Annotated in this window: 11 protein-coding genes; 6 read left to right on the top strand and 5 right to left on the bottom strand. The window is 48.1% G+C overall.

Features of this window, described 5'->3' with window-relative positions; all coding sequences use genetic code 11:
* The first annotated feature begins 288 nt into the window (after positions 1 to 288).
* Entirely contained in the window at positions 289 to 1,041 is a 753-nt protein-coding gene (locus CAP50_RS03680; protein WP_100749108.1) for a DUF3108 domain-containing protein, read from the top strand.
* A 137-nt stretch (positions 1,042 to 1,178) separates the two neighbouring features.
* On the opposite strand, the gene CAP50_RS03675 is transcribed toward CAP50_RS03680, so the two are convergent.
* Both CAP50_RS03675 and wrbA read right to left on the bottom strand, forming a co-directional pair.
* Complete coding sequence (locus CAP50_RS03675) at positions 1,179 to 1,667, bottom strand: hypothetical protein (protein ID WP_100749107.1); 489 nt, start codon at positions 1,665 to 1,667, stop codon at positions 1,179 to 1,181.
* A 92-nt stretch (positions 1,668 to 1,759) separates the two neighbouring features.
* On the bottom strand, positions 1,760 to 2,377 hold the full coding sequence (gene wrbA / locus CAP50_RS03670) for an NAD(P)H:quinone oxidoreductase (RefSeq protein ID WP_100749106.1): 618 nt from the start codon (positions 2,375 to 2,377) through the stop codon (positions 1,760 to 1,762).
* A 288-nt stretch (positions 2,378 to 2,665) separates the two neighbouring features.
* Here wrbA and CAP50_RS03665 point away from each other — a divergent pair, with 288 nt between their 5' ends.
* The 3 genes from CAP50_RS03665 (at position 2,666) to CAP50_RS03655 (ending at position 7,578) form a co-directional block, all read left to right on the top strand.
* Positions 2,666 to 4,237, top strand: a complete 1,572-nt coding sequence (locus CAP50_RS03665; RefSeq protein ID WP_100749105.1) for a YihY/virulence factor BrkB family protein — start codon at positions 2,666 to 2,668, stop codon at positions 4,235 to 4,237.
* A 446-nt stretch (positions 4,238 to 4,683) separates the two neighbouring features.
* Positions 4,684 to 6,255, top strand: a complete 1,572-nt coding sequence (locus tag CAP50_RS03660) for a DUF2254 domain-containing protein (protein ID WP_100749104.1) — start codon at positions 4,684 to 4,686, stop codon at positions 6,253 to 6,255.
* A gap of 48 nt (positions 6,256 to 6,303) precedes the next feature.
* Positions 6,304 to 7,578, top strand: a complete 1,275-nt coding sequence (locus CAP50_RS03655; protein ID WP_100749103.1) for a cation:proton antiporter — start codon at positions 6,304 to 6,306, stop codon at positions 7,576 to 7,578.
* 267 nt (positions 7,579 to 7,845) lie between these two features.
* On the opposite strand, the gene CAP50_RS03650 is transcribed toward CAP50_RS03655, so the two are convergent.
* From CAP50_RS03650 to CAP50_RS03640, 3 genes are read right to left on the bottom strand one after another with little or no spacing between them, the layout of a single operon-like run.
* Positions 7,846 to 8,394 (bottom strand): DUF2127 domain-containing protein, encoded by a 549-nt coding sequence (locus CAP50_RS03650; protein ID WP_100749102.1) that lies wholly within the window; start codon positions 8,392 to 8,394, stop codon positions 7,846 to 7,848.
* Positions 8,387 to 9,598, bottom strand: coding sequence for a dihydroorotase (locus tag CAP50_RS03645; RefSeq protein WP_446737501.1), 1,212 nt, complete (start codon positions 9,596 to 9,598; stop codon positions 8,387 to 8,389). The genes CAP50_RS03650 and CAP50_RS03645 overlap by 8 nt, the downstream gene beginning before the upstream one ends.
* 59 nt (positions 9,599 to 9,657) lie before the next feature.
* Positions 9,658 to 10,731 carry an aspartate carbamoyltransferase catalytic subunit gene (locus CAP50_RS03640; RefSeq protein WP_100749101.1) on the bottom strand — a complete coding sequence of 358 codons (1,074 nt, stop codon included), beginning with the start codon at positions 10,729 to 10,731 and terminating at the stop codon, positions 9,658 to 9,660.
* A 394-nt stretch (positions 10,732 to 11,125) separates the two neighbouring features.
* On the opposite strand from CAP50_RS03640, the gene CAP50_RS03635 reads away from it, so the two are divergent.
* Positions 11,126 to 12,109, top strand: a complete 984-nt coding sequence (locus CAP50_RS03635) for a class 1 fructose-bisphosphatase (RefSeq protein WP_100749100.1) — start codon at positions 11,126 to 11,128, stop codon at positions 12,107 to 12,109.
* 100 nt (positions 12,110 to 12,209) lie between these two features.
* The gene (locus tag CAP50_RS03630; protein WP_100749099.1) at positions 12,210 to 13,010 is read left to right on the top strand and encodes a TrmH family RNA methyltransferase; all 801 of its coding nucleotides are present in this window, start codon (positions 12,210 to 12,212) and stop codon (positions 13,008 to 13,010) included.
* The last annotated feature ends 63 nt before the right edge of the window (positions 13,011 to 13,073 follow it).

The raw sequence follows: 13,073 nt of genomic DNA, 5'->3' as shown, positions 1-13,073 counted from the left end.
CTGTTCGTATATCAGCTATCAGGCAGCCTTATTGGGCAACTTTGTAGGCAGCGCTGTGCTTTACTGGTTTTACAGCAAGTTACGTACAGATAGGGCGACCGCGTGGCTAGCAACATTGGCTACAAGAGGCAAACGTCACTTGTGAGCGCCTGCCTTGAAAGTGTAACAGAGTATGACCATCATAGTCTCTGAGATCATAATAATAGCAATAATTTACCACTGCTCAAGCAGTTTTAAACAGACAGTTTTAAACAGACAGTGATAAACAGAATGTATTAAGGACTATCCATGAGCTTTATATCTAAATCTAACATTAACAACCCCGCCCGCAGCAAATCGACAGTATTGTCCGCCTTCACCACAGGTGTGAGCATTGCTGCTATTGGAGCCTTGAGTATGACCGCACCCACCCTCGCTAGCGCCAAAACCGTCCAGCCCTCTAGTGCCAATTATAGCTTTACGGTAGAAGACAAATACAAAGGTACTGCCACCCGTACGCTAGGCAAATCGGGCAATACTTGGAAGTATAATGTCAAAGCACGGGTGGCAGGTGTTGCCAATGCGTCGCAAAGCAGTACCTTTACCATCAAAGGTAACAACGTCATTCCAACGCAGGCCAGCACCACTTATAAACTGCTGGGTCTTGGCCGTACGCACAAGCTAAGCTTTAACCCAAGCAGCAAAAAAGTCACCAGTACTTATAAAGGCAAAACCATGACCATGGATATGGCGCAGCAAGCCTTTGATGACTTAAGTCTTGAGGTGCAAATTCGTCAAGATTTACTAAACGGTAAGTTCTCTGGTAACTACTACATGGCCAAAAAAGACAAGGTAGAAAAAACGCCATTTAAAAAATCGGGCAATACCAAAATCACGGTACCAGCCGGTACCTTTGATACTGTCCGTGTTGACCGTATTCATGACGACAATGACCGCTCAACCAGTTTTTGGTTAGCGCCAAGCTTGGATTATCTGCCCGTAAAAGTCAGTCAGATTAACGATGGTAAAAAGATGGATCTAGAGCTGACTAAGGTCAATTAAGTTTCAGCTTATCGCTCACTTGACGTTGAGCGAGCCTTATAAAAAAAGCGGTACTCTACATGAGAGTGCCGCTTTTTGTTATCCAATCTTTTTGTTATCTAAGATTTTTTATGCCAACAGCAGAGGTAAAAACCAATCTAGCGAGAGCGCGGCTTCTTGACGACATTATTCATCGACGGCAGGCGTTTTAGTAAAATAAACAGCCAAACATTGATGGCAAACAACAATACAAAATCAAACAGATATACCGCTATTTCCGCCCAGCTGCTGCCATACGCGCGAGTAAACAGCACCACTCCACTTGCGCCCAAATATACTAGAGTAAACATACTACCGACCAGTAACGCATAAGGCGAGCGCCCGCGCACGATCCATGGCGTCAGTATAAAAGCTGGCAAAAGCCATAGTGCTTGCCATGCGATACCGCCCACAATATCAGGGTGACTGGCATTAAACACATTGATTAAGATGGGCAACCCAAGCAGTCTATACACCAACCAAATCAGCCACGTCATCATCAAGCGCTGACGCATGGGCGTAATAGGTTTTTGCGGTGTGGCCGCGCGCCCAGACTCTACAGTTGGCGCGTTGCTATGGGTGTCGCTATCAGAGTGGTTGGTAGCCATTAGAGATACAGGTTTCCTCATTCACAGCAGCGACGATTGGGGGCTACTGACAGTATAGTAGAAGATAAAAGATAGTAGAAGACAAAAGCCGTTTATCGTTGCCAATTGGCCTGTGCCAATGCACGGGCACTAATCGCCAAACGCCGACCTTGAGCGATACCTAACTCGCGCTCATCATCATTTACAGGTTGGTCATGTAATGCACCGCTCACGTGACTGGCACCATAAGGCGTCCCGCCGCGATGCGTCCGATTTAGTGCAGGTTCAGCATACGGTACCCCAACGATGATCATACCGTGATGCATCAATGGCAACATCATCGTGAGCAATGTGGACTCTTGGCCGCCATGCATCGAGCCTGTCGCCGTAAATACTGAGGCAGGTTTGTTTTGTAGATTGCCCGCCAGCCAGAGCGTGACCGTATTGTCCCAAAAGTACTTCATGGGTGCGGCCATATTGCCAAAGTGCGTGGGGCTACCGAGTGCAAGGCCGCTACAATCTTTGAGATCGTCCATGGTGCAATACAGATCGCCCTCATCAGGAATCGCAGGTTTGCTGGCCGTAGTCTCAGGCGCGACGGTCGGTACTGTACGGATGCGCGCTGTCATCCCAGCTTCTTCGATACCTTGAGCGATGGCGTATGCTAATGTCTTCGTAGTGCCATAATTTGAATAATAAAGCACCAAAACGTAAGGGTTGGCCTGACTCATTAACCGTCCTTCCTCATAAAATCATTGATATTATTATCTATGTGTCATTATTTACCGATCAATAACGATATCGCCCGCGATAGGCGATGCGATGATGTGCTCATTATGCCCCAGTCATTCACCGACATGCAAACCAGCTGACGACTATTTTACGATCACCTACTCCAGCTACGGCTACGTGATGCCTTATCAAAGAACAACTGTGCATTTTGACACAATTAAACGGCAGATGATAACGACGCATCTTTGTTACACTATTGTCTCTCTACTTCTTGCTAAACGGTCACTATGGAAAACTTAAGCAAAAGACTCCCATTTTTACATCAGCGCTGGTTCCAGTTTTTACGGTTTTTGACGCGGCACTTTTTTGAAGACAACTGCCAACAAAAAGCTGCCTCCCTTACGTATACTACCATGCTGTCGATCGTGCCTGTATTGACCGTTTTGCTCATGATATTGTCCTCTGTACCGGCACTGGCATCCGTCAGAGCGCAGATATACGAGGTAATTTATAGCAACTTATTGCCGCAATCGAGCATGCAAGTCAGTGAGTATATCAATAGCTTCGCTGAAAAATCATCGAACCTTACCATCATCGGCGCCATGGTGCTGTTTTTTACCACCATCATGACCTTGACCACCATTGAGCGTGCTTTTAATCAAATCTGGCGGGTGGAGAGCCGCTCAGGTGGTATAAAGAGTCTGCTGCGCTATTGGACGATTGTCACCTTGGGGCCTATGGTGCTGGGTACGGCGTTTATCGCTTCGAGCACGGTACAAAGCTTGAGTTTTTTAAATCGCCAAATAGCAGGCTACGGTATTGATTGGGGGTTTTGGGTACAAGTGGTGTCGGTTGGTATTACCATGGCCGGCTTTATAGGGATGTATTGGTTTATTCCCAAAGCCCGTGTGCCCGCAAAAAATGCAGCCATCGCTGGGGTCTTTGTGACGATTATCTTTGAGCTGATGAAGCATCTGTTTGGCACAGTGATGGCAAACTTTACCAGCTATGAGGCCATTTACGGAGCCTTTGCCGCCTTGCCTATCTTTTTGTTATGGATATACCTGTCTTGGAATTTGATTTTGTTAGGCGTTGAGATCAGCTATACCTTGACGATTTTTGAGACCGAAGAAGTCTACCCGCGCCATCCACTGCTTAGCTTACTCGACATGTTAAACCTTGTGTACACCCATCATCTAAAAGGCGAAGCGGTCAGTGAGCAAGCCCTGCGCAATGTGTTGGGCCGCAAAGAGCTACCCAAATGGTACACCTATATCAACTACCTCCAAGACAGCAACCTCATCACCATGACCGAAGATGAGGACTATGTACTCAAAAAAGACTTGAGCAAGATGACATTGTGGGATTTTTATCGCACTCTGCCCTACCCTTTGCCGATCAAAGACGAGCTCGATGAGATAAGAGTAGAAGAGCAAAAGCTATGGCTCAGCCTCCTAGTGGATCGATTTGAGCATACGGAAGCCTATGCCAAGCAGCAGCTAGACTTGCCGTTGAATGTTATCTTTACCAACGCCGAACCGCGCAAAAACCCTGATGACAAAGGCACGAATAAAAACACCCAACATCCTTTATTTAAAAAACCTGAATTTAGAAAAACATCGCAAGCCGCTCCTAAAAGCTTAGCTCGACAGTCAACTGATACAACAGCGACCCCGCACTTTGATCCAGCCGCTTATGACAAGGACAGTGAGGTTGAATGTGATGCACATGATAATGAAATCATTATTCCTATAGACCCAAAAACGGCGCCGTCTCCACAAACCAGCAGATGGGGACACAAAAGCACAATCATTACCGAAGCGGACAACCCTAAACACGGCTCTAGCAATAAAAATTAGTTTGCTAAAATAAGCTCCTATAGTCGATACACTCTAAAAATGTCATAGCGCTACTGGGATGAATTTTGCGCAGCCTCTGGGAACGCAGCACGCAAGTAAAATTTATACCAGTGGCGCGTTTAAATCCATAACAGTTTTACATTCAGCTAACTATATAATAGGGGCTTATTTTTACTAAATTTTTCATCGTTATTATTTATATGATAAGGTAATAAATAGTCAAAAGATTACTCCAGCGTTACGCTTAAATTTATCACCATTTTATTTTGAACCGGCTATAAGGCGTAGACGCAGCACGCAAGGACAATGAATCCCTGTAGGACGATACCTGTTTTAAAATAGATTCACTATATACGATCTCGTCAGTCATTTTTGGAGCGCGAACATTGGACAAACATCCTGAAAATGGCTTTTTTAAGCGACTACTCTTATTTTCAGTGCAGAGAATGAAGGCGTTTTCGCAGCTTTGGTCGTTACAGACATTGGCTGACCTGCCCGATCGTTTAAGAAACTTGTGGCAGGAGTTGATCGGCTCTTATTGGTTTATTCCGACTGCTTGCGTCATCGCCGGCATCTTACTGGCGCCAGTATTGGTGACGATAGATCAGCACTTTGACCGCGAGACCGTTCGAGAGATTACCTTTGCTTTTACGGGTGATGACGATGCGGCGCGCGCCATCATGACCTCGATTGCTGGCGCTGTATTGGGCGTTGCTGGTACGACGTTCTCAATTACCATCGCCGTCCTTTCGATGGCCTCCTCCCAGTTTGGCCCACGGTTATTACGCAACTTTTTGACAGACACACCAAACCAGTTTGTCTTAGGGGCGTTTATTGGTACCTTTAGCTATAGCTTGTTGGTACTCAAGTCGATTCATAAGTATGATGTGGCCTTTGGCGTACCGCAACTGGCGGTGACCTTTGGGATTATCATGGCGATCATCTGTGCGCTGTTATTGGTCTATTTTGTCCAGCATATGGTCCACTCTATTCAGGCCTCGCACGTCATTCAAAACGCCAGCAACGATGCCATTAATAATATTCACTCCTGGTATGGTGATTATTGTGATATTCAGCATCAGCGCGATGTCGAGCAGCACGATGTCGAGCAGTTTCGCCAGTGGCAGGCAACGCCGATTTATCCTCCGCAATCCGGCTACCTGCAGCACATTTATTTGGAGTCATTAATCATCCTGACTCAAGAGTATGGCGGTGTGGTGCATCTACAGAGTAACCTCGGTGATTATGTCACTGACAAAAACGTCATTGGGCATTTTTATCAACGTCCGACAGACCATCCCAATAATCGGCAAAAAACCGCAACGCCGCAGTTGGCCGTGGTGCCACGTGCCCCTGATGGTATGTTTTGGCAGCGCTTTGCCGGTTGTATTCGTATCGAGCAGCGACTGGCACACTCCAATGATATTGCCTATAGTCTGGGGCAGATGACCGAGATTGCGGTGCGCGCCCTCTCACCTGGTATCAATGACCCAAAAACAGCCGTCAACTGCGTACAATCGCTCACCAGTTGCCTGAGCATTATGATGCGTCGTCAGCCGCCTAGCCCCTATCATTTTTATGTACCTGCCGAGCACCGTGACAAACCGCCGTATACCGCCATACCAAAACAAGTGGTGGCGCAGCAGCGCGTGGCTATCTTGGCCGTGGTGACTTATACGCCCAAAATATCAGAATTCATCAATACCTCACTTGGAGAGATTCGGCGTTATGCCGCAGCTGATGCCATGGTCCTAAAGGCGCTGTGTCAAGCGATGGTCAATCTCAACTATGCCTGTATCAATCAAGCACAGCAGCAGACCTTGCTGCATGAGCTACAGCTAATTGAGCGCGCAGGAGAAGAAAACCTAAGCTACCAAGAGCTTATCGATGACCTAAGCGCGATGTGTCAGCAAGCCAAAGCCTTTATTATTGATAAAAACTCGCAGCACCAACACTTTCACTATGTCAGTGACTTTGCCGCCAGCATTCGCCAAAGTCTACAGGCGCACACTAAATAATTTGTACTGATTACTTTTACTACTTATCACTCATAAGAGACTTGTTTTATGGCATCTGCAACCAGCCTGACCATACTTGAAATCAGCGCTATCTTTTTATCGATTACTGCCCTGCTGACCTATGTCAATCATCGCTTTATCGGTCTGCCCACGACCATTGGAGTCATGGTCATCTCGATTGTCCTATCTATCGGTGCGATTTTTTTGGGGTTTTTGGGGTTCGACCAGCTCATTGATTATGAAGTGAGCTTACTAGAGCAGCTAGATTTTACCGAGGTGCTATTGGACGGTATGCTCTCGATGCTTTTATTTGCAGGGGCGCTGCATGTCAATATCAGTGACTTAAAACGCTATCGACTGCCCATTGGTATTCTCGCCTGCGTGGGTACCCTAGTCTCAGCCTTGCTAATCGCCACTGCGCTCTATCTTATGTTGCCCTTCTTTGGATTTGGCTTGCCGTTTCTTTGGTGTTTGTTGTTTGGCGCTTTAATCTCGCCGACCGACCCTATCGCGGTGATGGGCATCTTATCATCCGCTGGCGCCCCAAAAAGCTTAGAGACCGTCATCGCAGGCGAGTCGTTGTTTAATGATGGTATCGGCGTCGTTATTTTTGTCCTGCTACTTGGTATTTTATCCAGCGGCGATATCCCAACAGCCAACTATGTGGCCCATACCTTGGCCGTTGAGGCAGGCGGCGGCATTGTGTTTGGTCTGGTGCTCGGGGCGATTTTGTATTATATGCTAAAGAGCATTGATAGTTATCAAGAAGAGGTGCTATTGACGCTGGCGGGGGTGATCGGTGGCTATGCGCTGGCCAGTCATTGGCATCTCTCAGGGCCACTGGCCATGGTCATGATGGGACTGATGGTCGGTAATCGCGGACGAGCACTGGCGATGAGTGATAAAACACGACACTATATCGATCTATTTTGGGAGCTGATCGATGAGATTCTCAATGCGATTTTATTTGTCTTAATTGGACTTGAGGTGGTGATGATTGCATATTCTGGCAATTTATTTATCGCTGCAGGTTTGACGATTGTTATTGCCTTGCTTGCCCGTTTTATCGTTGTCGGTATGACCACAAAGACCCTTCAGCGGCAGCTTGACTTGCCAACTGGAGCGTGGAAAGTACTGACATGGGGCGGACTGCGCGGCGGCATCTCGGTGGCACTGGTGCTGCAGCTACCAACGGGCGCAGAGCGTGACATTTTACTGGCGCTCACGTATGCGGTAGTCATCTTCTCTATCTTGGTACAAGGCTTGAGCGTTGGTAAGGTCGCAAAAAGCATTGCGCCTGATAAGCAGGCCACCACGCTATAATTCGCTTAAAAGTCGCTTGTCCCTCTATCATCATCATAAAAAAAGACCAGCATAAGCATTTATTGCTATGCTGGTCTACTGTACAGTCAATCCGATATAAAAACGATACCTTGAGAGGAAAAGTTGTTTTTCGTAGCCTCTGTCGGCGTAGGCACAGCACCCAAGAAAAACAACGTTTCATTGAGCGACTTGATAGACATGTATCTGTTTTACTTGGACTCGACTATGTTTGACGGTACTACTGAGTTGATGGGCTAAATAAAATCGTTATATCAACCCCTTTCGTTTCATATTGCGATAAACCACAAACACGATAACGATATTTGAGATCAGTATCGCAAGCTTAAACCAATCAAACGGGCGGGCTAGCAAATAGTAAATTTCGATAGGTATAAATATGCCATAGCCCAGCACACCAAACCAATACGCCCATGTCTTATCTTGCCACAAGCCATACGCCTCCAAAAAACGCAAGCTGGCGTACGCAACGATCAGTAGCAAAAACATCGGCCAGTTTTTACTGGCCTGCTGGGCAATACGCACCGCACTTTCGATCTGCGGCGCTAGCAGCTGACCGAAGCTTTGCTGCCAAGCGTCATTTGCATGGCTTAGCCAGTACTCAAGGCTTGTATGCCATGACCATAACGCCCCAGCGCCAAGAATAGCCCCCGTCCCTTTGACCACCTCATAGATGGCCACTGCTTTGATAGATTCACTGGCGGTGCTCGCCGGCTTGTGTGATCGGTAGGGCGCATGAGAAGAGCCATCCTCGACAGATGGCGGCAAACGATCATCTGATCGAGGCAGATTAGCCAAAGAAAGTCTCCACGACGCGGCCTTGCAACTGCTGGTTAAAGAATGGCGTGTTTTTGCCGTTTGAGAGCATGGACTCCTTGGTGACTTGCCATTTTAGCGCAGGATCGACCAATACCGCGCCACCGATGTGCTCATATTGCTCACTGATGCCTGCGATTTTGGCAGGATTGAGACAGATTTTATCTACCAGTTGCTCGAGCGTTAAGACCTCGTCATGTACCAGCTGACAAGCCAGCGCCATAAAGGTATCAAAGTTTGAGATACCAGGGGTGCTCTCAGCAAACGGGGCTTTTTTGGCGGTGCTATTGAGTGGCTCATGATGGCTACAGATGGCATCGATGGTCCCGTCTTTTAGGCCACGGCGGATGGCTTGCTGGTCGGTATTACTACGCAGCGGCGGCAGCACATACGCCTGGGCGTTAAAACCTTCCAAATTATCATCAGTCAAATACAGCTGATGCATGGCCACATCACACGTGACAGGCAAGCCCTTATCTTTCGCCCAGCGCATCAGCTCAATCGAAGACTTGCAAGACAGCTGGCTAAAGTGGGCGGCAATGCCTGTTTCTTCCACCATCAGCAGCTGCGTAGACAAAGCGACTGTCTCAGCGATCCACGGGATACCTTGTAAGCCATGATAAGATGCAATATAGCCCTCATGCGCCACCCCTTCTCCCGCCAGACTTGGCTCATTGGGATAAAAGAATACCTTCATACCAAACGTGGCCGCGTACTCAAGCGTACGTAGCAGCACCAGATCATTGCTAAAGGGTCTGCGCGCATTAGAAACCGCGATGCAGCCGCCTTTCTTTAAGCCAGCGATGTTAGAGGGGCGCTCACCTTCTAGACCTGCCGTCAATGCGCCTAAAATATGCAAATGAATGCCGCCATCGCTCAGCGCACGCTCGCGTAGGCCTTTTAATAATGAGCCGTTTTCTAAAATGGGGGTCGTGTCGGGCGGAATGACCACATGCAAAAACCCATTGCCACGCGCCGCCGACCCTTCTGACTGTAAGGTGCCATGCTGCTGCTGACCTGGCTCGCGCAAACGCGCGCACAGGTCGACCAATGGTGGGAGCAGCCACATCTCGCGCCCCGCCTCTAAGCTTGCGAGCTTGTCATAGACGGTGCTTGGTAATGATTGTTTGATGGCAGCCGGCAGGTGGTCAAATATCGGCGCATCTGTATTGATTGTAGTAGACATGAGCGTTATTACCGTATCGATAAAATGAAAATAAAAAAGAGTAAAATAATCGTTTGGGCTTATAAGCAAGACGCCTGATGGGCGCGCTGACCTTCCATGGCCAATGCCAACACCGCCATACGAATCGCAATACCATTATTCACCTGCTTTAAGATGACCGACTGAGCGCCATCAGCCACACTTGAGGCAATCTCTACTCCGCGGTTCATCGGCCCTGGGTGCATGACGAGGGCATCAGGCTTGGCCAATGCCACCCTCTCTGGGGTAATGCCATAATGTTTGTAATACTCGCTAGATGACGCCAGTAGCGGCGAGCCAATACGCTCATTTTGAATTCTCAAGCCCATGATGACATCACAATCACTGACGCACGCATTCATGTCTTCATAGACCTTGACACCATACCGCTCAATACCTTTGGGCAGTAGGGTACGCGGCGCGCAGACACGAATGTCTTTTACGCCTAAGGTCTGCAGCGCACTGATATCCGAGCGAGCTACCCGAGAGTGTTTGATATCACCAATAATGGCTACTGATAGCGCCTCAAACGGCCGCGGTGCTTCGCGGTGAATCGTCAACATATCGAGCATACCTTGAGTCGGATGCGCATGCCAGCCATCCCCACCATTGATGATAGCAATATCAGGCGTCACCTCTGTCGCCATAAAGTGCGCTGCACCCGAGGCCGAATGACGCACCACAAAGATATCCGCCGTCATGGCTTGCAGATTCCACAACGTATCGCGTAGGCTCTCGCCTTTTTTGGTACTAGAACGTTCAATATCGATATTGAGCACATTGGCACCAAGGCGTTTTTCGGCTACTTCAAAGGTCGTACGGGTACGCGTCGATGGTTCAAAAAACAAGTTCATCACCGTATAGCCTTCAAGCTCAGGACGGTTAATCAGTTGCCCATTTTCATCAAAAAAAGTCTCTGCTTTGGCGATGATTGCTTGCAGCTGAGCCTTATTAAGTCCCTCTACGCCCAAAAAGTGACGAATACTACTGTCTGCATTGAGCTGCGGACGACTCAATGAGCTATTGAGCCTTTGATGAATGGTATTTGGATCAAACTTGGCATAATCAGTGGGTGAGACCGACTGCGTTAAGGGATTATCGATAGAGTTTGGCATAAGGGCACGTCTTTATTGTGAGTTGATATGAGGCTATATGAGGGACTGTATAAGATACGACCATAATACACAGCCCGTCAGTCTTTATTGGCTTTTATTCGATCATTTGGTGCTGGCATGGGCAGACACGGGGACTTTTTAGCGCTTATTTGCTACAATTTACCCTAATGACACAAGCGTCTTATCGGTGAGATATCTTGTCGCCTTTAGGACGCCGCCGAGTCAAACCATAAATCATTAACAATGCACATAGTGTAGCTGATTTTGTGGTCAGGACAAAGACGCGCTATCAGCTATTTCAAAATTTGCTTAGCCGTTGAGCGATGGCCACGACATCTTTTTATCATGATCCGTTTTTTATTTTATCTCTTTATATAACTTATCAGGAAGCCTTATGAGCACCTTAGCAAATTATCTAGACGCGCATGCTAAAGACCCTGCGCTTAGCAACGTAATCACCACCGTGACGGAGGTGGGCAAGACCATCTCTGGGCTGCTCAAAAAAGGCGCGCTCGCCGATATCTTGGGCGAAGCGGGCAATCAGAACGTCCAAGGCGAAGAGCAAAAAAAGCTAGACGTGCTGGCCAATGACTTACTGCTGGACGCCTTAGCAAAAAACACTCACTGCGCAGGCGTCGCCTCAGAAGAGTTAGATGATGCCACCCCTGCCAATGCAGATGGTAGCTTATTGGTGTTGTTTGACCCGCTCGATGGCTCATCAAACATCGACATCAACATGGCGGTTGGCACCATTTTTTCTATCTTACCGTATGAGCGCCAAGGGCAAACCAGCGAAAACAGTGACTTTTTGCAAGCGGGCAATCAGCAGCTGGCAGCCGGTTACTTGCTATATGGCACCTCTACGGTGCTGGCACTGACCATCGCTGATAATGTGGTTATGTTTAGCCTAGACCCAGACAGTGGCGACTATATTCTTATCAATGACCATGTGCAAATCGCCGCCGATACCAGCGAATATGCTATTAATGCTTCCAATTATCGCTACTGGCTGGCGCCAATGCAGCAATATATCGATGAGCTTATCGCGGGCAAAACGGGCGTACGCGGCCGTGATTTTAATACGCGCTGGGTCGCTGCAATGGTCGGTGATGTTCATCGCATTTTATGCCGCGGTGGTCTCTTTACTTATCCGTTCGACACCAAACACCCCAACAAGGCAGGTAAGCTGCGTTTGATGTATGAGGCCAATCCGATGAGCTTGCTGATTGAGCGGGCAGGCGGCGCGGCGACAGATGCCATCAACCGTATTTTGGATATCGAGCCGATCGACATTCACCAACGTGTGCCGGTGGTATTAGGCAGCAAAAATGAAGTCAACTATGTCAAAGACTTGCACGTACAGCGCGCTCACTCATAAGCTTGACCCATCGGTTTATCGCAGTCAGGATAAAGATTATGTTGTTTAATCGCGCCTTATCCTGATTGCTCCACTTATATTTTTCTCTAAGCGATCTATTATGGTAGCAAACCCCACCGAGCTGATTACCTCAGATAAGAATAACACCGTCAAGCTGGTCAAAGGTTTGTTGACGCAAGCCCGCCAGCGCAAAAAACACAGCCAAACCGTGCTCGAAGGCGTACATTTAATTGACGCCGCCTTGCGTAGTGATTATCCATTTGCCCAAATCCTGCTGGCTGAATCAGCACATACGCATCCTGAGGTTGGGCAACTATTGACGCGCCTACCAAGTCATACGCCGATCACAACGCTATCAGACTCGCTGTACGAGAGTATTCGTAGTCTCGGTACGGGTATCGATATCATGGCGCTGATTACCATACCCACGCCCAGCTTACCGATGCTTGCAGAAGATTGTTTGATCCTCAATGACGTACAAGATAGCGGCAATGTGGGCACCTTGCTACGCACAGCGGCGGCGGTTGGTATCCCTCATGTTTTATGCACCAGCGCGACGGCGCAGGCTTGGTCGCCTAAGACCTTGCGAGCAGGTATGGGCGCACAGTTTGCCCTACATATCTATGAAGGCTTGAGTATTCAAGACATTTTAGATCATGTGCAAGCGCCGTTATTTGCCACCAGCTCCCACACTGATACGCTTATTTATCAGCACGATTTAACCCAGCCTATCGCTTGGATTATGGGTCATGAGGGTCAAGGGGTGTCTGCCGAGCTGATGCAATGCGCCACGCCCATTGCCCTACCACAGCCCAATGGTCAAGAAAGCCTCAACGTCGCCATCGCAGGCTCACTATGCCTATATGAGACATTACGTCAACGGAAATACGCTACCCTTTAGTGCACCTGTCTTTGTGCTAAAACGCGTGTCTTAACTTTCGAGATACGCATAAAAAGGACTGAT

The organism is Psychrobacter sp. L7, assembly GCF_002810365.1.
Classification (GTDB): domain Bacteria; phylum Pseudomonadota; class Gammaproteobacteria; order Pseudomonadales; family Moraxellaceae; genus Psychrobacter; species Psychrobacter celer.
This window is presented reverse-complemented; position numbering and strand designations above follow the sequence as displayed.